Consider the following 25,383-nt stretch of genomic DNA (forward strand, 5'->3'; position numbering starts at 1 on the left):
TCCCCTATTCAAGCATAGCCACACGCAGTACTTCTTCTGTGGTGGTTAATCCTTGTTTTACTTTTAATAAGCCATCATCAATTAAGAAAATTGTTTTACTTTTTATCGCATTTTCCTTAAGCTTTTGAAAAGAGTCTTCATTCATAATAATTCGTCGCATATCATCGTTAAGGACTAGCACCTCATGTAGGGCAATCCTTCCTTTATAACCAGTCATATTACAGGAAGAACAGCCTTTGCCACGGGTTATTTTATCAATCTTCATCCCCCGTTTTGCAAAAATTTCAATCTCCCGCTTTGAAGCTTCTTGGACCTCACCACAATCACGACACACCTTACGAACTAAGCGTTGTGCGACAATACCGCTTAGTGAGGAAGCAAGTAAAAATGGTTCGACACCCATATCAATTAAACGTGTTACGGTTCCTAAAGAATCATTGGTATGAAGTGTACTTAAAACTAAATGCCCTGTCAGGGAAGCACGAATAGCCGTTTCAGCCGTCTCTTTATCGCGGATTTCTCCCACCATAATAATGTTTGGATCTTGACGGAGAATGGAACGAAGTCCAGCTGCAAAGGTCATCCCGACATTTGGGTTAACCTGAATTTGATTAATTCCTTCTAGCTGATACTCAACCGGATCCTCGATTGTAATAATATTTACCTGTTCACTGTTTAGCTTATTGAGTGCAGCATACAAGGTAGAGGACTTACCTGATCCAGTAGGACCAGTAATCAAAACAATGCCTGTCGGCTGTTCAATCATTTCAGAAAAGCGCTTGAAATTAAGTGAATTAAAGCCAATTTTACTGATATCATTCAAAGTCGCGCCCATATCGAGAATTCGCATAACGATTTTCTCACCATAAACAGTCGGTAAGGTTGAGATCCGCAAATCAACTGGGTGAAAATCAAGATTCATTTTTATCCGTCCATCTTGCGGAACCCGGTGTTCAGTGATATCAAGATTAGCCATAATCTTAATTCTTGCTGTTAATACACTTTGCATATGCCGGGGTAAAACACGTTCTACACGTAAGACACCATCAACTCGATACCTGATTACTACCTTAGTTTCCTGTGGATCAATATGGATATCACTCGCTCTTTGGATGACAGCATTGGTGAGTAGCTGATTAACAAGTTTCACGATAGGTGAATCTTGGTTGGTTACATTATTCTCCTGACCACGCTCATTTATGGGCAGGTCATCAAATAGCTCTTCTAGTCCTTCGTCAGCATTGTAATACTTATTAATTGCCCGTAATATATCGTCTTTCGTAGCTATCGCAGTCTCAATTTGAAATCCAGTTGAAAGGCGTAGATCATCAATAACAATGAAATCCATCGGATCAACCATTGCAATAAAGAGTTTATTGCCTTCCTTTTTTAAGGGCATAATCAAGTTTCTTCTTGCGGTTTCCTTTGAAATTAACGAAAAAAGATTGGTATCAAACGGGTATTGGAACAGACTGATGTGCGGAATACCCAGCTGAGATTCTAATACTTCAGCTAACTGCTGATCGGTAATATATCCCCTTTGTAACAGTGCCTCACCAATTTTTTGGTTAGGTGCTTTCTCCTCCAAAGTAGATTTAAGCTGTTCTTGCGTAATTAAGCCTTCCTCTAATAGCAAATCTCCCAGTCTTCTTCGATTCATCTGTTGTCCCTGCCTATGAGAATATTATTTTGATTCTTCATTTGGTTTCCCCCAAAGGCCATCAACAGGTTGTTGTTGATCCGTTTCGGATGTAGACGGAGTAAGATTTCCACTTGATTTAGGTTCAATGGTTAGCTTATTTTCGCTCGTTTGTGTTTGTTCTGTTCCTTTTAGTCCATGTACTTCAATTCGATAGAAAGGCGGATAATAGTCCTCTGAAATTAACTCACTCTTTAAAAGTTGGCTACCCTGATAAATATCACGAAATACTTTAATAATTACTCCATTTTTCCCTGGTTTTTGCACTTTTGTATCGCCTGAATCTAGCAAGGGGCTATATTGAACAATCGTTTTAGCTTTTATTTGTTGTTCATCTTTTTTACTAATCACATAATCATAAAATAACGATTCTCCTATAAGAGAGACCTTGAACTTCCCATTTTCTAATTGGAGTGCAAGATTATATTTTGTTTTATTTGGATTTCTTATAACCAAATCGGCACCATTTTCATAATTAACCATCGCTTCGTAACCAACTTCTGCATATACTGGAAGTTCACTGCTGATATTTCTTTCAGCTATGATGAAATCGGTTGGTAAAATAGCTTGATAAATGCCTGTTGCAATAATGTTAAGTGAAGAAGAAGTTTCAATTTTTTGCTCTTTAGCCAATTCCAATAGCGAAAAAATAGTTTCTTCGCCAATTGCAATGCTAGGATTGTTTGAAATAATCGTTTCTAAATCAGTAGGAATGATTTTCAGCTCAATCACTGCTTCACTAATTACTACGTCTTTATTCACTGCTGTTAATAGGTAGTCACGAGTTAAATTGAAAGTAAAAGAACCCTTTTCAAATTGGGAAGCTCTATTATTTATATCTGCTGTAAGTTTTGTTAATTCTAATTCCCTCGTATCTATTTCTGGAAATATAATCTGGAGTTGTTCCTCTAACTGCAACATGTCTATCTCGATTATTGCGGGATTCTTCTTTCCACCTTTTATGGAAGCAACCGTTTTAGATGCGTCTAAATGAAGAAAGTTAAGATCAAGGGGGACCATTTTTTCACTGTATTCTAACCCCATCTTTGTATTTTGTACCCATTCAATGTACGACTCTTCCAATAAAGCAATCGCTTCACTATCTGTTTTTCCTGAAATGTCTAAAAAACCAATCATTGTTCCACCGGAAATGTTCCCATCATTTGTCATACCTTCAAATGCTTTGGCACCAAAATGTGAAAAACTAAAGATAAAGGCAGTACTGAGAAATAGAACTACAAATAATTTTATAAATTGTTGATTGTTATTCAATTCTGATTGCCCCCTTTCCTAACTATTTACCTTCTCCAATTCAATTTTCTCTTTTCCAGATGCAACTTCTTTAATGGGAAGATATAATTCATTTAGAAAATAATCATTCACTTTATTTTCAGATTTAGCTTCTGGATGCACAGGCTCAAGAATCCCAACCGTTTCTTCTAGTAATAAACTTTCAATTTCTGATAGATAACCACTATCTAACTCAATCTTGGTTTTTATTTCTTCTTCCTCCACATCATTGCTAATGTTCCGATCTTGTAGAAACGCTATATCCTCATCATTAGTACTCACATTTCCAATTTCAGAATTGAAAGATAAATCCGTAATGATTTTTATTCTTTCTTCCCTATTTTGTGAAGGAAAAATTCTTGTTTCAAAATCCTGTAAATCAAGAATATCTATTTCTGAATCTTTTTCTACCGGTATAGTTGTGAAGGGGATATCAGATACTTCTATGTCATTTTCCTCATCCAATTGTGGTGTATGATAAAAGAATCCACTCAATCGGTTATTCAATATATAAGCAGCAAAGAAGGTTAGGGCGAGAATAAATAGAAAGGTTTGCCATAATGGGAAGGTAGCAGAAGCCGCTATTCCTCCAAGAGCCAACAAAAAACCTAGAAACACTACAAGAAGCTTCCCTTTCTTAGTGAATCCTAGCGGTAAAACGGATATAATCAACAAGAGTAACACCATAGAACTAAAGGCCCAAATAATCAATTCCATTACTTCACTCTCCCTCAAACACTTACTATAAATCTACTATTTTTCTCAGAAATTATTATTTATTTATACAAAAAACAACAAATTTCGTCTACTCCTCATTGTATTATACTTTTAACTTGTTTTAAAGAAGCTGGAAAACATTTATAGGTACTTCTTACTGATTATTGTTAGTATTTGTCTAAAATTTTGATAAGATGTATCTATAATATTTGCCTAGAAGGAATGGAATGAATGAAATTTTTTCAAGAGGAAAAAGGGTTAACACTTTTAGAAGTACTTTTAGCAATATCTATACTATCAATTATTTTTATTTCATTTCTAAGTTTTTTTCCACAAATGGGTTTCATAAATAAGGAAAATGAAAATAAAGCTCAAGCGATTAATACTGCGAAAGAAGTTCTACTTGAATGGCAAAACTCACAAGAACTTAAAAACTATATCAAGACACCATCTAACAATCCACCAGCAGGTTATGTATCAAAGGACTCTACCTTTTATTATTTCAAAGATGTAAAGGTAGGTTTTGATGTAGATATTAAAATTAAAATTGCTACTGATATTAAATCTACACCTACAAAAACACACCTGATACAAATTGAACTTAAGAACAAACGAAATAACGTCGTTAGTGACACATATGGATATATTATTATTGAATAGGGGTGGCCTTAGTGTACAAAAATCAACGTGGTTTTACCCTTATCGAACTACTAACTACTATGACTATTCTATCTATTATAGGTGTTATAATATGGAGTATTTTCTTTCAAGGATTTAATTTTTCACAAAAATCGATGTCAAAAAATACAATTCATCAAGAGTCTAATCTTGTTATTACGAACCTCACTCGAATACATCAAACATCCAATGAATATGAGATTAGTATGTCCTCCTGTAAAATTATTGTTATTGCTACAAAACAAGATACTACAACTAAAACCTATGAATTTGAGCATCCACGATTATGTTTTTCAATAAACCAAGTAGGGATATTTGATCCAAGCACTCAGGATGTCGATATAAAACTAACTATTTATGAACGAATAGAACCTAGTAATGTGGTAGATGTCGATACCATTTTATATCGTCTTAAGGATGGTGGATATTAATGATGAAAGCTAAGAATGAACAGGGCTATGCCCTACTCAGCGTTTTACTAATTCTGACCATTTTTATGATTCTTTTTCTATCTTTTATTGGTCAAGCATTCAGCAGTGTGAAACAAAACCGGTTGATAGAAAAAAACTCTCAATCCGTTGCACTAGCTGAGATGGGAATCAAACATTATCAAGTAGCTGTCCAAAATATTTATGCAGCGAACTTATCAAGAATTAGCAATGAAGTAAAACAACAAATTACAACAGATCGCCTGCCAGGTGGTACTCAGAAATCTGAAGCTGTCTACGTCGAGCTTGCAGTATCAAAAATGAAGCAAGCAATAAAGACAGGTTTAGCAAACGAAGTTTCACTAGTTGGAATTAATGGAAAAGCAAATGCCTCTTTTTCACTTCATAGTATTGATTATTTTGAGTCTACGAAAGAGGATAAAATACTCATAAAGGTTGAAGGGAATGAAAACGGTAAAAAAACTATTCTTAGTTCGGAGATGAGCTTTGCACCAATAATAAGTGGGTTAGTAACTTCAGGCGGATCTCTATACATTCCACCAACGTTTACTACCATAAGTGAGCCAAACCCAAATGTACCCATTTATTGTAAAGACCCTGCTTCTATTGGATCTTGTACATCGATATTAGTTACAAGTGCCACAAAAACTTTTTATGATAAACTTAATAATACAAGTAATAAAACCATATATTCCAGAGGGGATTTAACCTTAGATGCACCAGCAAATGCGAATAACATGTCCTATGTGACCATACATTCAGATAAATCCTTAACCATTGGCGGAAATGTACAAAATGCCTCGAAAGTTACAATCGAAACCATAGGCAATTTAAATATAATAGGGCACTTCAGACTCCTTTCAGGCTCAACTGTACACGTTAAAGGCAACGTTGATATTACTAAGAATTTGAGGCTTGACCCTGGTTCAAAGATGTGTGTAAACGGAACTTTAGATGCCAAAAAGGTTCAAATGAAAGGCGGTATCCTAGTAATAAAAAGTAATGTGACTGAAACGGAATGGGGAAAACAATGTGGTAAATCACCAACCCTAACCGTTGAATGGGGAGACAAGGTTTATAATAATGTGAATTATGAATATTAATTACTAAAAAAAGAGTGGCTAAGGTTAAGAAACAACCCTAGCCACTCTTTCTTATTTTTAACAAGTTGAATACTCCGCCACCCGATTCCTACCAGCCCTCTTCGCACCAACATACAATGCCCGGTCCGCATGTCGCATCAACGCCAGTGGATCTTCCGCCTCTTCAGGAGCCGTTGCAATACCAATAGAAGCAGTTACTTTTACTTGTTGCTGCCTTAAATCTAGCGATTGTTGTAAGATGAATGGCCAATTGGCAATCGCTTGTCTTATCATCTCAGCCAGTTGATAGGCATCGTCTTTATTCATATCTGGCAGTAAGACGACGAATTCTTCTCCCCCATATCGGGCTACGGTGCCGCGTTGTCCAACTAAATTATCAAGTCTACTAGCAAGTTCGCAAAGGATTTCGTTTCCACTTTGATGGCCATATGTGTCATTTACAGTTTTAAAATGATCGATATCCAAGATAATGAGTGATAACTTAGATCTTTCTAATTGAACTAACTTCTCGAATTCCTCAGTCAATATTTTTTCAAAGTAACGATAATTATATAATTTCGTTAGAGCACAGCGTTCACTCTGGGCTTTTGCAACCTCATAATGCTTAGCATTATCCATTGCCACAGCAAAATAAGAGCAAAGAATATCAACAATCATAAGTTGGGATTTTTCATAAGCTCTCTTTCGCTTTGAAGCAAGCAAAAGTACACCAATCACTTTTTTACTTCGTACAATGGGAACAGCTAAAACACTCTCTACATCCGCTGGGATATACCCTTTTGCTAGCGGCTTCCATTCTTTCCTTGTAGAATATAACAAGCCTTTATTTTTTTTCCAAACTAACCCGCAAATGCCTTCATTTTCTTTTATTATTGGCATTTCACTTGCCTCCGCATGGCCGCCTTCTATTCGTCGTTTCAATTGGAGCCCGTCCTCATTAATGACTTCAAAGATATAGGCATAGTCGACTGGGAGCATTTCGCTTAGTTTTTGTATGAACAAATCAATAACTGCGTTGACCTCAAGGCGCTCAGCCATTTGATGACCAATTTCTGCTGCCTTTTGCAAATGTTCATTAATTTTTTCACTAGAATAATATAACTTAAAGATGATAGATAAACTGACAAACGGAACTCCTACTAACAAAAGAGGCAAAAGTCCAACTTGGTAATAGAACATGTACAGTACAAAACCGAGTGGAAGAGTAATAACTGTTGTTATGGTTTCAACAATGAAATCCTTACCGAAATAAGACTCCTTACTTTTATAAATCAAATAAAGGTAAAATGAGATGATAATTTGATTTAAAAAGTAATTTACGACACCATATAGCGCTGCCAGCCACAGGGAACGTGGATCATTTAATAAGTTAGGACCCGTTTCTCCTCCGAAGGAATAATAGACCATACCACTTACCAGGGAAACAAGAAAGAACATATTTAAGTTCAATGGTATTCTAAAGAATTGATCCTTTTGGATTCTTAATTTAAGAAGTAACACAATCACTGCTACTTGCGCAAAAACCATTTCAATAAATAATCCAAAGGATAAAAATGATGCAAGAGACACCCACTGAATTAAAAAAATGGGGGTGTTATTGATAACCATTGGCATGGCAGCAACAACTGATGTCAAAATCAAAAAGGCGATTATATCTAACCATTGACCAGAGAATTGGGGAGGATATGTTATAAAAGTAAACCACATTCCTGCTGGAACCAGCAAAATCCAGATAAGAAATATAGCTTTTTTCTTTTTTGCTTCAACTTCCATTCCTCTCCCCCTCCAGTATTATGTTTATTTTGAAATCAAGATGTATTTATTTTATCAAAAATCCTTTACCATGTCATAGAGAAACAATATTATTTTTCAAAAATTCACTTAAGTATGGCTTCGCCTCGGAAATAAAGTATAAAGAACCCGTAACAACCAGCATGGAATCCTGCTGAAGGCTTTGGATACATTTGCCGAGATGGGAACTCCAATTCTCACCGATTACCTTATTTTTCGACTGACTTAATGAATACAAATCAATGGCTTCAGCTGCACGAGGAAAATCGAACGATACAAAGGAGATTTCATCCGAAGCCTGGTCCAATTGAGCAATCATATGGTCCAGCTTTTTATCCTTTAATGCTGCAAATACAATATGAATATTATAGTTAGAATAGCGATTAGATAGTTCATGGACAAGTGCCGAAATACCCTCGTCATTATGTGCGCCGTCAATAATAACAAGTGGATTATGTGATAAGACTTCAAACCTTCCTGGCCAATAAGCTTTCTTTAAGCCAGTCCTAATAGCGAACTCAGAGATTGTGAATTCTTCATGATGATTGATAGACTGAGCAGCCATAACTGCTAATGAAGCATTCTCTGTTTGATGCTTGCCAATCATGCTGATTTCTAATTGTTCTAATGTCAGATTGCCATACTTTAATGTAAATACCTCGCCACTTGCTTGCGGGCTGTGAGAAGTAATGGTGATCTCCTGATTCAGCCTATAGAGCGGTGCATGCCTTATTTCAGCCTGTTCTTCTATTACTTTAAGTGCATTTGTGTTTTTAACAGCAGTAAAAGTAGGAATTCCTTCTTTTATTATCCCTGCTTTTTCAAAAGCAATTTCCTCATAGGAATGTCCTAAGATATTTGTATGATCAAGTCCAATATTTGTTATGACAGAAGCAATTGGTTGAATAATATTGGTTGAATCAAACCTTCCTCCTAAGCCCACTTCATATATGACAATGTCCACCTGATTTACATTCGCAAAATAATAGAAAGACATTGCAGTGATAACTTCAAACTCTGTTGGTCCGCCAAGCTCGGTTTCTTCTAATTCATTTGCAAGAGGTGCAATTACATTGGTCAATTCCAATATTTCTGCATCACTGATTGGCTTCCCATTTACTGAAATCCGCTCATTGAATTGTTCAATGTATGGTGAGGTAAATGTACCAACGGAGTAACCACCCGCTTCAAGAATCGAACGGAGAAAGGTTACAGTTGAACCTTTGCCATTTGTACCGCCAATATGAACAGTTTTCATTTTCAATTCTGGATGGCCCAGTTTCTCCATCATCCATTCCATACGGGCAAGGCCTGGTTTAATACCGAGCCTTAATCTTGCATGAATCCAGTCAAGGGCTTCACTATAAGTCGTAAACATCCTGACACCCCTTATCATTTTCTAAAAGAAGACGAATCCTAGAGCAGGACTCGTCTTAACTTACTTATCTTATTATAAACCTTTTAGCTCATTTAAACGTGCTTCCACTAACGCCCTTTTCTCGCGATAATCTTTTTCTTTTGCACGCTCTTCAGCAACAACACTTTCAGGGGCCTTTTTCATAAAGCCTGGGTTGTTGAGTTTCTTTTCAACTCTTTCTACTTCTTTTGTAAATTTATCATATTCCTTTGTAAGGCGGGCAATCTCTTCATCAATGTTAATCAATCCTTCTAGTGGAAGAATGATTTCCAACCCAGTGATCACAGCTGTCATAGCCTTTTCAGGTGTTTCAAGATTAATTCCAATTTGTAATTCTTCTGGGTTACAGAATTTTTCGATATAGGCACGATTCTTTTCAATTGCGTTAAGAATGGTATCATCCTTCGCTTTAACAAGCATTTTTATTTTCTTGCTCATTGGTGTGTTAACTTCAGCACGGATGTTTCGAACCGAACGAATCATTTCCATTAACATCTTCATTTCTTGTGCCGCTGTTTCATCTGAATAACCTGGATTTACCTCTGGCCACTTAGCGGTTGTAATCGATTCACCATTATGTGGAAGGTTCTGCCAGATTTCCTCGGTAATGAACGGCATGAATGGATGTAACAAACGCATCGTCTGGTCGAGAACATGTGCAAGAATCGAACGAGTGGTTTTCTTTGCAGCTTCATCGTCACCATATAATGGAAGCTTTGCCATCTCAATATACCAATCACAGAAATCATCCCAGATAAAGTTGTATAATGCACGGCCCGCTTCTCCGAATTCATACCGCTCAGAAAGCTTTGTAACTGTTTCAATGGTTTCATTTAATTGCGTTAGGATCCATTTATCTGCAACAGACTTTTCTCCGCTAAAATCGATTTCTTCATAGGTCATGCCATCCATATTCATTAAGGCAAAACGTGAGGCATTCCAAATCTTATTAGCAAAGTTCCAAGTGGATTCAACTTTTTCAAAGCTAAAGCGTAAATCCTGACCAGGCGAGCTTCCTGTGGATAGGAAGTACCGTAAGGCATCCGCACCGTATTTATCGATGACATCCATTGGGTCAACACCGTTACCTAGCGATTTACTCATTTTACGACCTTGTTCATCGCGAACCAAACCATGGATAAGAACATCCTTAAATGGTCGTTCACCTGTAAATTCTAGACTTTGGAAAATCATCCGGGATACCCAGAAGAAGATGATATCATAACCAGTTACGAGTACATCTGTTGTGAAGAAACGCTTGAAGTCCTCAGCCTCAACATTTGGCCAGCCCATTGTTGAAAACGGCCATAGTGCTGAACTAAACCACGTATCCAATACGTCCTTATCCTGTTCCCAATTTTCACTATCTGCAGGTGCTTCGTGACCAACAAATACTTCACCAGTTTGTTTGTGATACCAAGCAGGAATACGATGACCCCACCAAAGCTGTCTAGAGATACACCAGTCACGAATATTTTCCATCCAGTGCAGGTACGTTTTTTCAAAACGCTCTGGAACAAAGTTAACTTTATTTTCTTTATTTTGCAGGGCAATCGCTTCATTCGCAAGTGGCTGCATTTTAACAAACCATTGTGTAGAAAGGTAAGGCTCAACTACTGCCCCGCTGCGCTCTGAATGACCAACTGAGTGCAAGTGCTCTTCGATTTTGAACAGAATACCTTGTTCTTGAAGATCTTTAACTATTTGCTTGCGGCATTCGAAACGATCCATGCCTTTATACTTGCCAGCTCTATCATTCATCGAGCCATCTTCGTTCATAACAAGAACACGCTCTAGATTATGACGATTGCCAATTTCGAAATCGTTCGGGTCATGTGCTGGTGTAATTTTTACCGCCCCAGAACCGAATTCCATATCTACATAGTCATCGCCAACAATTTGGATTTCACGGCCAACGATTGGAAGGATTACCGTTTTACCAATTAGGTGCTTATAGCGCTCATCCTCTGGATGAACGGCAACGGCTGTATCACCCAACATGGTTTCTGGACGAGTAGTCGCAACTTCAATATGTCCTGAACCGTCTGCTAACGGATATTTCATATGATAGAATGCACCTTGAACATCTTTGTAGATAACCTCGATGTCCGATAATGCTGTCTTTGTAGATGGATCCCAGTTGATGATGTACTCGCCGCGATAAATAAGGCCTTTTTTATACAGAGTGACAAACACTTCACGTACAGCTGCTGATAAGCCTTCATCCAAAGTGAAACGCTCACGGCTGTAATCTAATCCTAAACCTAACTTTGACCACTGCTGGCGGATATGAGAAGCGTATTCTTCCTTCCACTTCCATGTTTCCTCAACGAACTTTTCACGACCTAAATCATAACGGCTTTTGCCTTCACTACGGAGCTTTTCTTCTACCTTCGCTTGTGTCGCGATACCGGCGTGGTCCATCCCAGGAAGCCAAAGAACATCGTAGCCCTGCATTCGCTTCATCCGGGTAAGGATATCCTGTAATGTTGTATCCCAAGCATGCCCTAAATGGAGCTTCCCAGTTACGTTTGGCGGTGGAATAACGATGGTATAAGGCTTTTTCCCCTCATCGTTCTGTGCTTCAAAAAACTTTCCTTTTAACCACCACTCATATCGTCCTTGCTCAATCGACTGTGGATCATACTTCGTCGGCATGGTAATTTCCTTTGTTTCCATTTGACCATCTCCTTTATTTCTCTTTTAAGTCCAAACAAAAAACCCCATTCGTCATAAAAGGACGAATGGAGTTTGCTTCGCGGTACCACCTTTTTTCCAATCATTAAGAAAATGATTGGCTCTTAAACGGATAACGGATTTGATCCGTCTTCAACTAGTGGGATTAAAATCCGTTCGCTGAAGAAGCTCTAGGGCGACCTTCCGAGTGTCTGCTTAGGAAACCTTCCAGCTAGTGGCTTCCCTCTCTTTAAGCAGGTGAACATCGTACTCTTCCCTGTCTATGCTTATGTTTTTTATTATATAGTTTATACTACCCAAAAAGTGTTCTAGACGTCAATAATGATTGCCAATTTTTTTATATTATATACCCTTTTGAAAAAAACGTTAAGAAATTAGGAGAATTACCTATGTAGTAAGAATATACATAAAAGAAATGCCATTTTGGAGAGGAAGGATGTTATGAAGCGGAGAAAGTTTATCACCAAATACTCCTATACTCCCTGGTATCGAACCTGCAGGAGAGTATGTGAGCAGCTGATTTTACCGTTTACGATTTTTCAATTAATCCGGACACTGTTTATACCCACTGTCTTCGACGTCTTATTACTAAGTATTTTTATTGCAATTGCTGTATCTATCTATTTTGAAATCGTTTAAGAGCCCAGAAAGCAATCGTTATTGCTGCTGGGCTCCTTCTTTTGCCTGCCTCGCTTGTTCATCAATTTCAGTCATTCGCATCACAACATATTCGGAATTCTTTAAATGCCAGTATTTGCGCTGAAGCATTCGCACAAATTTCAGTTCATTTTTGGGCTGTTCTTTTTTATAATACCGTTCGACCACCTGGATAATCGGAATAGGATAAGCTAAATAACTGAAGAAAAGAAGTTTTTCGTCGGTTTTAAAGGGAAAAAATTTAAAGTAATGATATACCCAGTCGATAGCCTCATCATTACGCGTTGGCTGTGTATTAAAGGAACGTGACAGGTATGGTAAGAGATCATGAATCGGTGAGCCGTAACGGGCATTTTCAAAGTTTATAAAATAACCGTAACCCTTATCGTCGTAAAGGAAATGCTCGGATGATAATTTCCCATGGGTAATCACCATTCGTGCTTTTTCTGCTTCCTTTGTCTTTTCATACCATTCTTCGAATTTTGTTTTTGAAAAACGAAGCGCCTGGCTTATTTCGTTATAGTACAAGCAAAACAAAAGTTCAAAAGGAGACATGTAGGTCTTTTTTTCACATTCATCGATAAACCCATCCAGAAACTCCTGATTTTTATCGAGCAGCGCAATAGTTTTCTCATAATGTTCTTCCCGTTCTTCTTTATTCACAGCGATCTCTTTTGCAGACAATGTGTGGAGCCTGGCTAATTCACGAAATAGCTGCTGGTGTTTATGAGTACGGTCTTCCTTTATTTCATTGGACATCCAAGGCATTAAGTAATATAGGTTTTTATCATGGAGGACTGCATACCTTCCGTCCATAGTCGGATAAATAGGCACAATCCGATTGTAGCCCTTTTGGTAAAGAAGATGGACATGGCGAATAAAATCTGTCCCCGTAGTTGGAACGATTTTCTTCAATGCAAATGTCCCTTTATCGGAATAGATTTTTTTAATATTGCCGTGTTCCTCAATGAAATAGGGCATTACTTGATAGTTATTTAATATGGGTATAAGTGGTTCCACCTGGTTCGAATCACTCATCGACATTCAACTGCCTTTCGCTCATGGAAAGTCCTTAAAAGGATGTGAGCAGGTTTTGAAACCCGCTCACACTGCTTTTGGTTCATTATTTTTTTGCAAAGGCAACAGGTACATATAATACTTGACCCTCATACACATCTTGATTGAGTTCAAGATTATTGTAACGCAGCAGATTTGGTACAGAAACGTCATAACGGTCAGAAAGACTATCGAGCGTATCGCCCTTTTGAACAATACACACCTTTAATCTAGCTTGATCGGAGCTGTCTTCCTTACGGGCAAAGAACTCCGTTAGTGTCATGGTTTTCTTCTTGGTATTCTTCTTTTTCGCTTGTTTCGGCGGTGCTTCTGGTGACGATGAACTCTCTTCTAGAACTGGCTCTTTTGGTTCTGCTGGGACTTCTATTTCTTGTTGAATTGGTTCCGCTGGAGGTTCCTCTACGATTTCTTCCATCTCATCGACGGGCTCAGTAACTTCACTTCTGGCATGCTCGAAGACTAAAGGTCGCTGAGGTACTACTTCAATCTCTTCCTCTTCATCTTCCTCTGGCTCTTGATACGAAAAGGTTGGGAATTTCGGAAAAGCTTCAACCTTTTCCTCTTCTGGCTGCTTTCTTGCTTCAGCCTCAAACAAGAAAGTATCCTCAAATTGATTTTCTTCTTGGTGTATTTCTTCTGGTTCTTCTACTCTTGGAACTTCAACCTGATAACGGTGGAGTACTTCATACTCTTCCTCTTTCTCAACCACTTCTTCTTCTTGCTGAGTCGAATCATACAAGCCGCTAATGGTTAGTTCTGCGGATAGTTTTAGACAGCTGCGTTCCGGAATGGAGTAATCGAAGGACTCCACAATGACATCGATATCATAAATGCTCTGAATTCGATTGTTGGGAATGGTAATATCAACTGGAAAACGATGTGAAAATTCACAAATTCCTTCCTCCTGTGGATCTACTCTTTCCACATACTTCTGGTTAGGTACATTGTCTTCCTCTTCCACTGCACTTTCTTCGTCATTTCTATATTCGCCTGTTAATTCCAGCGAACCACGTATGGTTACGTATTGATCATTTTCCTGGATGGTAATATCCGGGTCTAGAGAAATCGACACAAGTTCAGCTACTTCCTGTCCCTTTCTAAACCACAAAGATTCCTCCAAGGAAAATCGCAGGCACGATTGATTCTCCTGAGACAAAGCGACTCCTCCTTTCGTTTCCTTTTACGCAAAAAATCACTATGTCACTTACACAATATGAACCATAGCCTTTAAATATGATAAAAAAGCCTTCCTACGCGAAAAAGTTTAAGATATGGAGGGTTCTTTGAATTGGAATAGGAAGGAATCACGCGGAGTTTTGAGAACCGGCAAAAGTAAAATAGGCGGAGATTTTCCGTTTAAATGCATAATGGAACTCGTTTCGGGGTAAATAAGCGGAGGTTTTCCGCTTAATCAAAGAAATATCTCCCATTTTCGAGTTTTTCAAGTCAATAGGCGGAATCTCTCCGTCTATTTAAGCCAATTTTAATAACAATTATGAATTAAGCGGAAATTTTCCGTCTATTTATCAACTCGGGTTTTAAGTGCAGAATTTTTAATTTATGTTCCATAATATAGTTCAAATCCATAAAAAAACACTCACCTATTGAAGGTGAGTGCATGAAAAGGGTGTTATTTTAGTTTTGAAAAAGCTATTTCTACTGCTTTAATGGTCTTTTCGATGTCTTCATCTGTATGAGCAGTTGATAAGAACAATCCTTCGAATTGAGATGGCGGCAGGAATACTCCTTGTTCAGCCATTTCGCGATAATACTGAGCAAAAAATTCTAAGTTAGAGGTTTTTGCTGTTTCATAGTTAATTACATTTTCTTTAGTAAAGAAGAAACCAATCATGGAACCTGCACGGTTGAAGGTTACCGGAATATCGTATTTTTCAGCCGCTGCTACAATTCCTTTTTCAAGTAAATCTCCCAAGCGTTTGAACTCTTCATAATGCTCTGGTGTTAACTGACTTAATGTCTCATAACCAGCAGTCATCGCGAGTGGATTTCCGGAAAGTGTTCCTGCTTGATAGATAGGTCCGGCTGGAGCAATTTGACGCATGATTTCGGCTTTCCCGCCGTAAGCACCAACTGGCAGCCCGCCGCCAATTACTTTTCCAAGACAAGTGATATCAGGCATGATATTGAAATAGCCTTGTGCGCAATTGTAACCGACTCGGAAACCAGTCATCACTTCATCAAAAATCAGCAATGCTCCGTTATCAGTCGTAATCTCACGAAGACCTTCTAAGAATCCAGGAAGCGGCGGTACAAGTCCCATGTTCCCTGCAACCGGTTCAACGATAATACAAGCAATATCATCACCAAATTGTTCGAACGCGTATTTAACGCCTTCCAGGTCATTATAGGCTACTGTAATCGTGTTCTTAGCCACTCCTTCAGGCACACCAGGGCTGTCTGGTAATCCAAGTGTCGCAACACCAGATCCTGCTTTAATCAATAAGGAATCACCATGTCCATGGTAACAGCCTTCAAATTTTAAAATCATATTACGGCCTGTGTAGCCGCGTGCTAAGCGGAGCGCACTCATAGTCGCTTCTGTTCCGGATGATACCATCCTTACCACTTCAATCGATGGCACACGTTCAATCACAAGCTTAGCCAGTTCATTTTCCATTAAGGTCGGTGCCCCGTAGCTTGTACCAAGCTCAGCCACCTTTTTAATTCCCTCAACGACTCTGTCATTTGTATGGCCAAGGATGAGAGGTCCCCAAGATAAGACGTAATCAATATACTCATTGCCATCAATATCATAGATTTTTGAACCTTTTCCTCTTTCCATGAAAATCGGATCCATATTGACTGATTTAAACGCACGTACCGGGCTGTTAACGCCGCCAGGCATCATGTTCTGAGCTTCTTTAAATGCTTCTACTGATTTTGTATATGAGCGCATTTTGAGTTCCTCTTTTCGAGTTGTAATTATTTGTCTTCTTTTAACCAGCGGCATGCGTCTTTAGCAGCATAAGTAATAATAAGGTCTGCGCCTGCACGTTTGAAGGCGATTAACATTTCCATAACGGTTTGTTTCTCGTCAATCCAGCCGTTTGCTGCTGCTGCTTTAATCATCGAATATTCACCGCTTACGTTATAGGCAACAACAGGAAGATTGTAGTTATTTTTAACATCACGAACAATATCAAGGTAAGGCATACCTGGTTTCACGATTAAGAAATCTGCCCCTTCTGCTACATCGGATTCTGCTTCTCTGAAAGCCTCCATCCGGTTGGCAGGGTCCATTTGATAGGTTTTGCGGTCACCGAATTGTGGTGCACCTTCAGCAGCCTCACGGAAAGGTCCGTAAAAGGCAGAAGCATATTTAACTGCATAAGACATAATTGGTATTTCCTTAAAACCAGCTTCATCTAATCCTGCACGAATGGCTGCCACAAAGCCGTCCATCATATTCGATGGAGCAATAATATCAGCACCAGCTTCGGCTTGAGCGATTGCTGTTTTTACCAATAATTCAAGAGATGGATCATTTAAGATTTGATCGCCTTCCACCATTCCGCAGTGGCCATGGCTGGTATATTCGCACAAGCAAGTATCCGCGACAACAATCATTTCTGGGTAATGCTCTTTTATGTAACGAGTGGCCACTTGGATAATGCCGTGGTCATGAAACGCTTGTGTACCACATTCGTCTTTTGTGGCTGGTATTCCGAATAATAAAACGGATTTAATTCCATGTTCAACGATATCATCCATTTCAGCTTTTAGATTGTCCATTGAAACTTGGAATACACCTGGCATAGAAGATACTTCTCTGCGGATGTTTTCACCTTCATAAATAAATAATGGATAGATGAAATCCTCTGGTCGTAAGTGGTTTTCTCGGACAAGTGCACGCATATTCACACTTGAACGTAATCGGCGATGACGTGAAAATTGAAGTTCCATTTCTTTTTACCCCCAAATTTTTTTCATAGGTTGCTGTGTAATCATAGTCTGTTGATTTCCACTCCAGGCACTTCGCTTTCCGCGGGCGTTGCGGCGAGCCTCCTCGGCGCTAGCGCCTGTGGGGTCTCACCTGCTCCGTACTCCCGCAGGAGTCTTCGTGCCTTCCGTTCCAATCAACGAGTTCACAAGCACAGACTTTTCTCCACTTAGAAAATCTCATTTTTCTAAGTATTCAATTGTACTTTTTACCATTTCTTTTACGGTGTATTCTGTTGGTGAGACGTGGACTGGCAATCCAAAGGCTCGTAGTTTTTTCTCTGTAACTGGACCAATACAGCTTATCACACATCTTTCAATATGTTTCTCAAGTTGGTACTCTTTCACGACACTCATAAAATGATTAACCGTGGACGGACTAGTAAACATTAAGATATCAATTTCATCTTCAGCAAGCACTTTAGCCAGTTTCATCCTGCTATCCTCTGGCATGTAAGTTTCATAAATAACGATTTCATCGACGAGGACGCCATGGTTACTGAGAGATGCAGAGATATACTCTCGAGCCAGATTTCCCTTTGGAATCAGTACTTTCGACCCACTAGGAACAATCGGTAAAAACTCGTCTGTAAATACCTCCGTCACATAAGCCGACGGTACAAACTCTGCTTTTAACCCTTTTTCCTGCAATACCTCTTCCGTTTTCTTTCCTATCACAGCAATTCTCGGAAATGATTTATACTCTTCCTTTTTATAAAAAGAGAAGAAAGTTTCCACAGTGACATTGCTAGTAAAAACAATCCAGTCATATGTATCAATCTCATTCATAGCATTTTGCAGCCGCTGAGTGAGTTCAATAGGGCGAAATGCAATAAGAGGGATTTCGATTGAAATCCCTCCATACTTTTCGACAAGTTGTGAAAAGGATTTTGCCTGGCCTGCTCCGCGGGGAACAAGGACCTTTTTGTCTAACAAACCTAATGGTTCTAGCATTGACCTTCGAGCTCCCGTTTAACCCGATCAATCAGGTCCTTAGCTCCTTTTTCGATTAATAGGTCAGCTGCTTGAATACCAAGCTCTTCTGGGTTCGTTCCTCTAACTTCCTCTTTGAAGATTTCTTGGCCTTCTGGAGAACCAACTAAAACGGTTAGAACAATTTCATCATTATCAGCAGCAGTAGCGAATCCAGCAATCGGCACCTGACAGCCGCCTTCCATTTTATGAAGGAAAGCACGTTCCGCTTTAACCGCTCTTTCTGTCTTTTTACAAGTGAATTTTTCAAACAGTTCAAGAAGCTCTTTATCATCTTCACGGCATTCAATCGATAATGCCCCTTGGCCAACGGCAGGTACACAAATGTCTGCATCGATAAATTCAGTGACAGTGTCCGTTGTCCAGCCAAGACGAGAAAGTCCTGCTGCCGCTAGGATGATAGCGTCATATTCTTCATCTTGAAGCTTTTGTAATCTCGTATCAACATTTCCGCGAATCCATTTAATTTCTAAATCAGGGCGCTCCGCTAAAATCTGGGCGCTCCGGCGAAGACTGCTCGTCCCGATAATCGCACCTGGCTTTAAATCCTTTAATTTAACATGGTCTCTTGAAATCAAGGCATCACGGTGGTCCTCACGGAAAGGAATACAGCCGATTGTAAGTCCCTCTGGAAGAATAGCTGGCATGTCCTTCATACTATGTACCGCCATATCAATTTCTTTATCCAGCATGGCTTGCTCAATTTCCTTAACAAACAAACCTTTTCCGCCGACTTTTGAAAGGGTTACATCTTGAATCTTATCCCCTTTGGTTACAATTTCTTTTACTTCAAATTCAAAAGGTCCTCCGAGCTTCTTAAGCTGTTCGATTACCCAATTTGTCTGTGTTAGTGCCAATTTGCTTCGTCTAGAACCTACGATAATTTTACGCATGATTGCCTCCTGTTAAGAATACCAAAAATGAAATGATGATAATTGTCCAAATAGGAAAAAGTTAATTAATACAACTAAAAAAGAACCGACATTCCAAAGGGCTAATTGTCTGCCTGACATGTTTTTAACGATACGCAGGTACAAATAGATGCTGTATCCGGTTAATAGAAGAAATGAACCAATAATTTTCATGTCGTACCATGGCATTCCTGGAACCTTTAAAATGGCCCATTGTAAGCCAAGGATTAAACTTAATAACAGCATAGGAACCCCAATAACTACTAAAATATAAGAGGTTTGTTCCAGCTTGCTTAAATCTGCTAGTCTCAAAAGTCTTTTGCCCCACTTTTTCCTTTTCAACAAATCATATTGAATGAGATAGAGTAGTGAAAGGACAAAGGACAAGGAGAATGCCCCATAAGATAGAATGGCCATTGTAATATGTATAAGCAGGAGCTCGGACATAAGCTGATTGCTTATGACATGCGAATCATATTGAATCGGAGCAAAAGTATGAATCGCGATAACAATAAAGCCAAGTATATTTGTAAAGAAGACGATAAAATCGACCTTAAGCAGCCGATTTATTCCAAGCGACAGGGTTACCAATACCCAGGCATAAAAATATAAGCCTTCAAATATCGTTAACGCTGGAAACCTCCCTGTTTTTAACATATAGGAAGTTAAGAATATCGTTTGTAAAACCCATACAAACGCAAGTAACCAGAAGGCGATTCGGTTTGCCTTCCGGTTATGGTGAATGAAATCGAAAAAATATAACAACACACTGAAGGCATATAGGACTACTGTCAATTCTTGCAGCCTCGTCATATGGAAGTCAAACATAATTAGTACCTCTTATGACTGAAAGGAAGCCTGCGGTACATGAACCATTGCATCTTTGGTTTCGGCTGCTTTCGTTTGTTTTTCAACAAGCTCTTCAATCCTAAATATTTTCATAAATAAGTCCAAAGCCTCATCAGCATCTGGACGAGCAGCCAATTCTTTTGCTTGTAAGATAGGATCTTTTAATAGCTGGTTGATAATACTCTTGGTATGTTTATTTAATACTTTTCGATCACGATCTGATAAATTAGGGAGCTTGCGTTCAATACTTACCATTGTTTCAGCTTGAATGGCAAGCGCCTTATCTCTAAGAGCCGAGATAACAGGAACAACACCCAATAGTCCTAGCCATTGCTTGAAATCAACGATTTCCTTTTCAATCATCAGCATAATGACTTGTGCCGCTTTCTTACGCTCCTGAAGGTTTGCCTCAACAATTCCCTCTAAATCATCGATATCATATAAAAATACACTTTCAAGCTCAGCAATTCTTGGATCCAAGTCACGTGGAACGGCAATATCCACCATAAATAATGGCTTACCCTTACGCTTTTTCTCGACTTTTTCCATCATTGTTTTGGTAATGACAAAATCCTTTGCACCTGTAGAGCTGATAAGGATATCTGCATCAATCAATGATTTTTGTAGTTCTTCAACTGTTTTAGCCTCGCCGGTAAATCGGTTTGCAAGAACTTTAGCTTTTTCATACGTACGATTAATCACGGTAACTTTCCTAACACCATTACCATGGAGATTTTGGGCTGCCAGCTCGCCCATTTTCCCTGCACCAAAAATTAAAACATGCTTACTCTCAAGGGAACCGAAGATTTTCTTTGCTAGTTCCACTGCAGCATAGCTGACAGAGACCGCATTTGCGCCAATATCCGTTTCAGCATGTCCACGCTTCGCTAAAGTAATGGCCTGTTTAAATAGTTGGTTGAAGACTGTACCCGTTGTGCCTAGTTCTTGAGCTAACATAAAGCTCGTACGAACCTGCCCTAATATTTGAGTTTCCCCTAAAACCATGGAATGAAGACCGCAAGCCACCTTAAATAAATGCTCAATGGCACCATCTTCCTCATAAACAAATAGAAAAGGTGAAAACTCAGATTGTTCAATTCCGAACCATTCAGATAAAAATTCTTTAATATAATAGCGGCCAGTATGCAACTGATCTACAACCGCATAAATTTCTGTACGATTGCAAGTGGATACGATTATATTTTCTAGGATGCTTTTTTTCGTGTTTAATTTTTTGATCGCATCCCCTAGGTCGGATTCGTTAAATGTCAACCGCTCACGGATTTCCACAGGGGCAGTTTTATAGTTTAATCCTATCACTACAATATGCATTTTGTAACAACACCCCCAATAAGTAATACAAGAACTACTAATACATTATTAACTAGTCTGATTATAACACGGGTTTTTTCAACATTTACCCGAAAAATGTGAACAGAAAACGAAACTATATGTTAATATAAAAAGCGGAAGCGCCTAGCGCTAGGCTAGCCTAATAAATAGGAAAAAAGTTAAGTAATAAATAAATATATCATCTTATGTACAGTACCAAAAAAAAGAAAGTTATTCAAGTATACCTTACTGGAAGTGGTGTTAAAATGAAGAATCAGCGCATTTTCCCAGGAATCATTCTTATAGGCTTTGGAGCCTATCTTTTCCTGCAACAGTCTGGATTTACGGCTCTACAGACATTGTATTCATGGCCGACACTTCTTATTATCGTTGGCGTGGCTTTTTTAGGACAGGGATATTCTGCAAAGGATCATGAAGCCCTTCTACCAGGAGTCATCCTTTTAGGTTTCGGCCTTCATTATCATTTTGCTGGCAAGATTTTATTCTGGCCCAACAACACCATAGGGATGCTTGTATTGTTTATTTCAATTGGCTTCTTTCTTCGTTTTCAAAAAACAAATAATGGTTTGTTTCAAGCCTTTCTCTTTTTAGTATTGGCATTATTGCTATTATTTTACGATAAAGTTTCAGAATATCTCGGATTACTTCAAAACGGCCTAGGTTTTGTGTGGAAATTTTGGCCTGGCATTATTATTCTGGTTGGAATCTACTTTCTTTTTAGGAAGAAAAAATAAACGTCAGGCAGCAAGCCTGACGTTTATTCTTACATAAAACTCTGCAAAATGGACCATGCTTTATCTTTTCCTTCACCTGTTTCCGATGAGAAAAGAATGATTTGGTCATTTTCATCTAAATCCAGTGTTTCTTTTGTGACCTTTAAATACTTCTGCCACTTTCCTCTTGGAATTTTATCTGCTTTCGTCGCAATGACAACGCACGGGATATCATAATGCTTGAGGAAATTATACATCATAATATCATCCTGTGTTGGCGGATGGCGTAAGTCGACGATTAAAACTACCGCTCTTAATTGCTCACGCGATGTAATATACGTTTCAATCATTTTCCCCCAAGCTGCCCGCTCCGATTTGGATACTTTCGCATATCCATAACCAGGAACATCGACAAAGTGAAGGATTTCGTTAATAAGGTAAAAATTCAGGGTTTGCGTTTTACCAGGCTTAGAAGAAATTCTAGCTAACCCTTTTCGGTTAAGCATTTTATTGATAAAGGAAGACTTACCCACATTAGAGCGTCCTGCTAATGCGAATTCTGGCAAGTCTGTTTCTGGGTACTGCGCTGGCCTTACGGCACTGATGACGATATCGGAACTAACTACTTTCATTTCAATCCACCTTCTACGAGTGCATGCCTTAATACTTCATCGACATGCGAAACAAGCACAAACTCTATTTCATTTCTAACACTTTCAGGGATGTCATCGATATCCATTTCATTATCCTTCGGAAGGATGACCTTTGTTAACCCTGCTCTATGGGCACTTAGTGTTTTTTCTTTTAAACCGCCAATTGGAAGTACGCGTCCTCTTAGCGTAATTTCTCCTGTCATTCCCACTTCTCGGCGAATTGCTCTGCCTGTTAGCGCAGATACAAGTGCAGTCGCCATTGTAATTCCTGCAGATGGACCATCCTTCGGTACAGCACCTTCTGGAACATGAATGTGAACATCATATTTTTCATGGAAATCTTCTTCAATTCCAAGCTCACCGGCTTTAGAACGGATATAACTAAAAGCAGCCTGAGCGGATTCTTTCATCACGTCGCCTAGTTTTCCTGTTAACACCAGTCTTCCTTTACCAGGAGATAAAGAAACTTCGATTTGAAGTGTATCTCCACCGACAGTTGTATAGGCTAGTCCAGTGGCCACCCCAACTTGATCCTCTGTCTCCGCTTGACCATAGCGGAATTTTGGTTTGCCTAGGAACTCCTCGACATTCTTTTCCGTTACGATGACTCGCTTTTTCTCACCTGAAACCACGATTTTCGCTGTCTTTCGGCAGATGGTGGCCATTTGCCGTTCAAGGCTCCGGACCCCTGCTTCACGGGTATAATACCTGACTGCCTTAAGAATCGCATCATCACGGACTTGAAGGATTCCTTTTGTAAGTCCATTTTCTTTTATTTGCTTCGGCAGCAAATGATCTCTTGTGATATGAACTTTTTCGATTTCCGTATAACCAGCAATGGTGATAATTTCCATTCTGTCTAATAGCGGACCTGGAATTGTTGATAGGTTATTAGCAGTTGCTATAAACATGACTTTGGAAAGGTCATAAGTCTCTTCGATATAATGATCACTGAAATTATGGTTTTGTTCCGGATCCAATACCTCGAGCATCGCGGAGGATGGATCGCCCCGGAAGTCGCTTGACATCTTATCAATCTCATCTAACAAAAAGACTGGATTAATCGTGCCAGCTTTTTTCATTCCCTGGATAATTCGACCAGGCATCGCTCCTACATATGTTCTACGATGACCGCGAATTTCAGACTCATCACGAACCCCGCCTAGGGACACACGGACAAAGTTACGATTTAATGAATTGGCAATGGAGCGTGCTAAGCTTGTTTTACCAACTCCTGGAGGTCCAGCAAGACAAAGGATTGGACCTTTTAAGGAATTCGTCAGTTTTTGAACGGATAAAAACTCCAAGACACGTTCCTTCACTTTTTCAAGTCCAAAATGGTCCTGATTGAGAATTTTTTCGGCACGAAGAATATCAATATCATCATTTGTCTTCTTCGACCACGGAATCGTAATCAGCCATTCAATATAGTTTCGAATCACTGCACTTTCAGCTGAACTTGACGGTACTTTTTCATAGCGGTCAAGTTCTTTCATTGCCGTCTTCAGTACATGCTCAGGCATTCCCGCTTTGTTTATTTTTTCCGTAAGTTCGGCGATTTCACCTGTCTTTCCTTCTTTATCGCCTAATTCCTTCTGAATTGCCTTCATTTGCTCACGCAGGTAATATTCCTTTTGCGTTCTTTCCATGGAACGTTTTACACGCTGCCCAATCTTCTTTTCAAGATTTAGCACTTCTTTTTCATTCTGAATCGTATCGATAACCATATTCATACGGGCCTTTACATCGATTGTTTCAAGAATTTCTTGTTTTTCCTTCAGCTTGATTGGTAAATGGGAAGAGATGATATCTGCCATTCTTCCTGGTTCTTCAATATCTACAACTGAGGCATAGGTTTCAGCTGAGATTTTTTTAGATAACTTTATGTATTGCTCGAAATACTCAAGCATTGTTCTCATTAATGCCTGATCTTCAACATCCTTCGTTGTAGACTCCTCATATGTCACAATGCTGACAGCATAATATTCTTCCTCATCATGAAAGGATTCAATTCTTGCTCGGTTCAGCCCCTCAACCAATACCCTGATGGTGCCATTCGGGAGCTTTAGCATTTGTTTAACCTTTGTTAAGGTCCCAATTTGGTATAAATCCTCTTCAGAGGGATCGTCTATTGCAATATCCTTTTGTGTGGTTAAAAAAATTAAATGGTCATCTACCATCGCTTTTTCAAGAGCTTCAACCGATCTTTCACGTCCAACATCTAAATGAAGGACCATAGTCGGATATACAAGCAACCCTCGAAGCGGCAGGAGGGGGACGATCAATTCTCTATCTTTCGCCATTAAATTGCACCTCCACATGCATAAATCAATCTTTCCCGCTTTAATAGCAGAAATCGTCTTTGTACAATTCTAT

Annotated in this window: 21 protein-coding genes and 1 other annotated feature; of the genes, 5 read left to right on the forward strand and 16 right to left on the reverse strand. The window is 39.0% G+C overall.

The window, feature by feature from the left end; translation table 11 throughout:
• Positions 1-4 precede the first annotated feature (4 nt).
• Genes QNH48_RS23440 through QNH48_RS23450 form a run of 3 tightly spaced genes read right to left on the reverse strand, consistent with a single transcriptional unit; the run spans position 5 to position 3,706 of the window.
• Positions 5-1,660 carry a GspE/PulE family protein gene (locus QNH48_RS23440; RefSeq protein ID WP_283952210.1) on the reverse strand — a complete coding sequence of 552 codons (1,656 nt, stop codon included), beginning with the start codon at positions 1,658-1,660 and terminating at the stop codon, positions 5-7.
• 24 nt (positions 1,661-1,684) lie between these two features.
• Positions 1,685-2,971, reverse strand: a complete 1,287-nt coding sequence (locus QNH48_RS23445) for a G5 domain-containing protein (protein ID WP_283952211.1) — start codon at positions 2,969-2,971, stop codon at positions 1,685-1,687.
• Between the two features lie 18 nt (positions 2,972-2,989).
• Entirely contained in the window at positions 2,990-3,706 is a 717-nt protein-coding gene (locus tag QNH48_RS23450; RefSeq protein WP_283952212.1) for a hypothetical protein, read from the reverse strand.
• A gap of 231 nt (positions 3,707-3,937) precedes the next feature.
• Between QNH48_RS23450 and QNH48_RS23455 the strand changes: the two genes are divergently transcribed.
• From QNH48_RS23455 to QNH48_RS23465, 3 genes are read left to right on the forward strand one after another with little or no spacing between them, the layout of a single operon-like run.
• Positions 3,938-4,366: a prepilin-type N-terminal cleavage/methylation domain-containing protein gene (locus QNH48_RS23455; RefSeq protein WP_283952213.1), complete on the forward strand. Its 429-nt coding sequence runs from the start codon at positions 3,938-3,940 to the stop codon at positions 4,364-4,366.
• Positions 4,367-4,377: 11 nt separating this feature from the next.
• On the forward strand, positions 4,378-4,815 hold the full coding sequence (locus QNH48_RS23460; RefSeq protein ID WP_283952214.1) for a PulJ/GspJ family protein: 438 nt from the start codon (positions 4,378-4,380) through the stop codon (positions 4,813-4,815).
• Entirely contained in the window at positions 4,815-5,936 is a 1,122-nt protein-coding gene (locus tag QNH48_RS23465) for a hypothetical protein (protein WP_283952215.1), read from the forward strand. The genes QNH48_RS23460 and QNH48_RS23465 overlap by 1 nt, the downstream gene beginning before the upstream one ends.
• A gap of 57 nt (positions 5,937-5,993) precedes the next feature.
• Here the strand turns inward: QNH48_RS23465 and QNH48_RS23470 are convergent, their stop codons facing one another.
• The 3 genes from QNH48_RS23470 to QNH48_RS23480 all read right to left on the reverse strand — a co-directional run bounded on the left by QNH48_RS23470 (position 5,994) and on the right by QNH48_RS23480 (position 11,823).
• The gene (locus QNH48_RS23470) at positions 5,994-7,709 is read right to left on the reverse strand and encodes a sensor domain-containing diguanylate cyclase (protein ID WP_283952216.1); all 1,716 of its coding nucleotides are present in this window, start codon (positions 7,707-7,709) and stop codon (positions 5,994-5,996) included.
• 73 nt (positions 7,710-7,782) lie between these two features.
• Positions 7,783-9,105: a bifunctional folylpolyglutamate synthase/dihydrofolate synthase gene (locus QNH48_RS23475; RefSeq protein ID WP_283952217.1), complete on the reverse strand. Its 1,323-nt coding sequence runs from the start codon at positions 9,103-9,105 to the stop codon at positions 7,783-7,785.
• A 72-nt stretch (positions 9,106-9,177) separates the two neighbouring features.
• A complete protein-coding gene (locus QNH48_RS23480; protein ID WP_283952218.1) occupies positions 9,178-11,823 on the reverse strand; it encodes a valine--tRNA ligase in 2,646 nt (881 codons plus the stop codon).
• A gap of 54 nt (positions 11,824-11,877) precedes the next feature.
• Positions 11,878-12,113, reverse strand: a binding site (T-box leader).
• A gap of 169 nt (positions 12,114-12,282) precedes the next feature.
• Here QNH48_RS23480 and QNH48_RS23485 point away from each other — a divergent pair.
• Positions 12,283-12,480, forward strand: a complete 198-nt coding sequence (locus tag QNH48_RS23485; protein WP_133367472.1) for a YszA family small membrane protein — start codon at positions 12,283-12,285, stop codon at positions 12,478-12,480.
• A gap of 18 nt (positions 12,481-12,498) precedes the next feature.
• On the opposite strand, the gene ysxE is transcribed toward QNH48_RS23485, so the two are convergent.
• From ysxE to hemA, 8 genes are all read right to left on the reverse strand, one after another.
• A complete protein-coding gene (gene ysxE, locus QNH48_RS23490; protein WP_283952219.1) occupies positions 12,499-13,536 on the reverse strand; it encodes a spore coat protein YsxE in 1,038 nt (345 codons plus the stop codon).
• A gap of 85 nt (positions 13,537-13,621) precedes the next feature.
• Positions 13,622-14,731: a stage VI sporulation protein D gene (gene spoVID / locus QNH48_RS23495; RefSeq protein ID WP_283952220.1), complete on the reverse strand. Its 1,110-nt coding sequence runs from the start codon at positions 14,729-14,731 to the stop codon at positions 13,622-13,624.
• Between the two features lie 474 nt (positions 14,732-15,205).
• Positions 15,206-16,492 carry a glutamate-1-semialdehyde 2,1-aminomutase gene (gene hemL, locus QNH48_RS23500; protein ID WP_283952221.1) on the reverse strand — a complete coding sequence of 429 codons (1,287 nt, stop codon included), beginning with the start codon at positions 16,490-16,492 and terminating at the stop codon, positions 15,206-15,208.
• A 26-nt stretch (positions 16,493-16,518) separates the two neighbouring features.
• On the reverse strand, positions 16,519-17,499 hold the full coding sequence (gene hemB / locus QNH48_RS23505; RefSeq protein ID WP_283952222.1) for a porphobilinogen synthase: 981 nt from the start codon (positions 17,497-17,499) through the stop codon (positions 16,519-16,521).
• Between the two features lie 216 nt (positions 17,500-17,715).
• Entirely contained in the window at positions 17,716-18,489 is a 774-nt protein-coding gene (locus QNH48_RS23510) for a uroporphyrinogen-III synthase (RefSeq protein ID WP_283952223.1), read from the reverse strand.
• Entirely contained in the window at positions 18,483-19,421 is a 939-nt protein-coding gene (gene hemC / locus QNH48_RS23515) for a hydroxymethylbilane synthase (protein ID WP_283952224.1), read from the reverse strand. The genes QNH48_RS23510 and hemC overlap by 7 nt, the downstream gene beginning before the upstream one ends.
• Positions 19,422-19,433: 12 nt before the next feature.
• The gene (locus QNH48_RS23520; protein ID WP_283952225.1) at positions 19,434-20,267 is read right to left on the reverse strand and encodes a cytochrome C assembly family protein; all 834 of its coding nucleotides are present in this window, start codon (positions 20,265-20,267) and stop codon (positions 19,434-19,436) included.
• Positions 20,268-20,279: 12 nt separating this feature from the next.
• Positions 20,280-21,620, reverse strand: a complete 1,341-nt coding sequence (hemA, locus tag QNH48_RS23525) for a glutamyl-tRNA reductase (RefSeq protein WP_283952226.1) — start codon at positions 21,618-21,620, stop codon at positions 20,280-20,282.
• Positions 21,621-21,886: 266 nt separating this feature from the next.
• Here hemA and QNH48_RS23530 point away from each other — a divergent pair, with 266 nt between their 5' ends.
• Entirely contained in the window at positions 21,887-22,375 is a 489-nt protein-coding gene (locus QNH48_RS23530; protein WP_283955870.1) for a LiaI-LiaF-like domain-containing protein, read from the forward strand.
• A 29-nt stretch (positions 22,376-22,404) separates the two neighbouring features.
• Here the strand turns inward: QNH48_RS23530 and yihA are convergent, their stop codons facing one another.
• Positions 22,405-22,986, reverse strand: a complete 582-nt coding sequence (gene yihA / locus QNH48_RS23535; protein WP_283952227.1) for a ribosome biogenesis GTP-binding protein YihA/YsxC — start codon at positions 22,984-22,986, stop codon at positions 22,405-22,407.
• Positions 22,983-25,310 carry an endopeptidase La gene (lon, locus tag QNH48_RS23540; protein ID WP_283952228.1) on the reverse strand — a complete coding sequence of 776 codons (2,328 nt, stop codon included), beginning with the start codon at positions 25,308-25,310 and terminating at the stop codon, positions 22,983-22,985. The genes yihA and lon overlap by 4 nt, the downstream gene beginning before the upstream one ends.
• Positions 25,311-25,383 lie beyond the last annotated feature (73 nt).

It is taken from the genome of Neobacillus sp. YX16, from assembly GCF_030123505.1.
Taxonomy (GTDB): Bacteria; Bacillota; Bacilli; order Bacillales; family Cytobacillaceae; genus Neobacillus.